Source organism: Rhizobium pisi, assembly GCF_003938655.1.
GTDB classification, from domain to species: Bacteria; Pseudomonadota; Alphaproteobacteria; order Rhizobiales; family Rhizobiaceae; genus Rhizobium; species Rhizobium pisi.
The window spans coordinates 1-2,566 of sequence record NZ_RJJT01000055.1; the positions used below are offsets into that span (position 1 = coordinate 1).

3 protein-coding genes and 1 pseudogene are annotated in these 2,566 nt (G+C 56.7%); 2 read left to right on the forward strand and 2 right to left on the reverse strand.

The window, feature by feature from the left end:
* Nucleotides 1-192 (reverse strand): transposase (locus EFD55_RS32790; protein ID WP_148102919.1); only part of this gene is annotated, 192 nt, incomplete at its 3' end.
* 373 nt (nucleotides 193-565) lie between these two features.
* Here EFD55_RS32790 and EFD55_RS32795 point away from each other — a divergent pair.
* On the forward strand, nucleotides 566-946 hold the full coding sequence (locus EFD55_RS32795; protein ID WP_125851264.1) for a hypothetical protein: 381 nt from the start codon (nucleotides 566-568) through the stop codon (nucleotides 944-946).
* A 369-nt stretch (nucleotides 947-1,315) separates the two neighbouring features.
* A complete protein-coding gene (locus tag EFD55_RS32800; RefSeq protein ID WP_125851266.1) occupies nucleotides 1,316-2,383 on the forward strand; it encodes a cyclic nucleotide-gated ion channel in 1,068 nt (355 codons plus the stop codon).
* 68 nt (nucleotides 2,384-2,451) lie between these two features.
* Here the strand turns inward: EFD55_RS32800 and EFD55_RS32805 are convergent.
* Nucleotides 2,452-2,566, reverse strand: a pseudogene (locus EFD55_RS32805) (hypothetical protein); the annotation flags it as partial.

Sequence of the window (2,566 nt, forward strand, 5' to 3'; positions counted from 1 at the left end):
ACGGTTCTCGTCCTCAAGAGCCTTCATCTGGCTCATCATCGAGGCGTCCATGCCCCCATACTTTGCCCGCCACTTGTAAAAACTGGCACTGCTGATGCCATGCTCCCGGCAAAGCTCAGGTACGGGGGCACCGCCTTCCGCCTGGCGCAACACAGCCATGATTTGGGCTTCGGTAAATCGGCTCTTCTTCATCAAAAATCTCCTCGAGCATCTTGCCGAGAAAATTCTACTTTTGAAGCCCCTTATTCGCGGGGAGGACTACCCATCACCCAGCACTAAAATTTCCTTAGACGGCATCAGCGTGAATCGTTCCGCATTTCTCGGAAATTTCCTTAGCACGGAATTCCGACGCTGTAGAGCAGGCATCCATCGGCTAGACCGACGTGGCAAACACACCCCCGATATTTCGCCGAAATTGCTATCGATCAATTAACCACACTCTCGGCACCCTTTTTCGGCAGAGGGAACGCGTCATGAAAACAGCATTTCTGCTAGACACGTGCGTGATCAGTGAGACTGCCCTGCCTCGGCCAAGCTCGACACCATCCAGCTGAGCATTGAGGATATGATAAGGGAGAAACGGGCGGAACCGAAGAAACCCGCAAGACGCGCGAAATACGAGGATACCCTTTCCGCCGACGAAATCCGCGTTCGGTTGGGCGTGACTGGGTCCACGGTCGAGGAACTCTTCCGGGTCGGATTGTTGGTGGGCGTGCCGCGCCGCGAGACGGCAAAGAACCACGCCCGCCGAGCTTCAAAGGCCGAGATCGAGGCATTCAATAATACCTACATCTCGGCAGAGGAAGTGGCACCAAGGCTTGGCATGGTGACAACGAAGTTGGTCAAGAAGCTTGATCGGTTGGGTATCGACCCGGTTCTTCGCGGGGCCAAGCATGTAGCGAAAATCTATCGCCGGGAGGATTTGGCGAAGCATGCGTTGATCTGAAACTAGCGATCAATCTCTAAAATGGGCCCGATTACGTCGGGCCTTTTTTATGCTTGGATTCCAGACGTGTTCACGATGGAAGGATTTTAAGGGAACAAATGGAAAGTGGTTTTGGTCATAGCTGGAGTTGCCCCCTACAGCGCAGGGGATTCCGGCGGGTCGATGGAAGAATGTTAGGGGCATCGACATATGCAGTGGGCAATGAGAAATCCAAGGTGTTCACGAGGCCAGCATCGGCAGCCAAGGTCGGCGAACGGGCTCCGCTTGTGAAGACAATCCTCGGGCGGCACCCGCATCAGTCCCCCGTTCCCTTGCGTGTGGCCCGAAGGTATCTATTGTCGACGAATGCCGGGTGGTTGGGAGTATGTAATGTCGGCAGTGCCGTTCTCAAAGTTTTCGACGCCGCTCAACGCGCTGTTCGCTACAATCGGTCTCTTGGTCGTTGCCACACTGACGACACAGGGCCTTACTGGACAGGAGAGGCTTGTCTTTGAGCTGCTACTTGCGGCAATTTGGCTGGTCTACGTCCTCCAATTGAGCGGCACATTGCTTTCACGGCGACATCGCTTGTCGGGCGGGATGCCGGCCCTCGTGATCGATTTGCTCGCGGTACTGGTTCCGGCCGCTGCATTCTTGTTCGTCGGATCCCCTGATCGAAACCTCTATTGCGCCATTTGGCTTCTCAAGCCGTTGCGCGGCTCGACCTTCTTCAGGCTGCTGGCAAAGGTGGTCGCGAATGAATCGCGCAATCTGCTTGGCGTGACATCGGTGTTCGGCATCGTTCTTTTTGGCGCTGCATTGGCCGGTTATATAATCGAGCGGGATGTCCAACCCGATAAGTTCGGCAGCATTCCGCAGGCGATGTGGTGGGCGGTCGTGACGCTGTCGACGACCGGCTACGGTGACGAGATCCCGCAGAGCCTTGCAGGTCGAGTTCTGGCCGGATTGGTGATGATGAGCGGTATCGGTATTTTTGCACTTTGGGCCGGCATCCTCGCCACCGGCTTCTACGAAGAGGTTCGCCGCCAAGACTTCGTTCGCAACTGGCAATTGGTCGCTGCCGTACCCCTGTTCCAGAAGCTTGGTTCCGCTGCACTGATCGAGATCGTTCGGGCGTTGCGACCGCGCATTGTCCCGGCAGGTGCCGTGATCTGCCGCAAGGGCGATGTTGGCGATCAGATGTTCTTCATTGTCGAGGGGCGGGTCACCGTGGCGACACCCGACCATCCAGTGGAACTCGGTGCCGGAAACTTCTTTGGCGAGATGGCGCTGATCAGTGGCGAACCTCGCTCAGCGACGGTCAGCGCAGCAACCGAGGTATCGCTGCTGTCGCTCTACGCCGTGGATTTCCAGATGTTGTCGAGCAGTAGTCCGGATATCGCTGAGACCATCCGCAAGACGGCGCTGGAGCGTCGGGGCGGGCCGCCGAATGAATAATCCGGTCATTGAAATCTTGGGGTTCAGGGCGATCCGACGACCGCCCATTCGAACCTGTCGCCAGTCAGCTATTTGGCCACGTGCCACACTCCTCCAACGCCATCGCCGTTGGCTTCACCGGCTTTCTTATCCTCGACATAGGTGTAAAGCGGCTTACCCTCATAGGCCCACATCTCTTTGCCA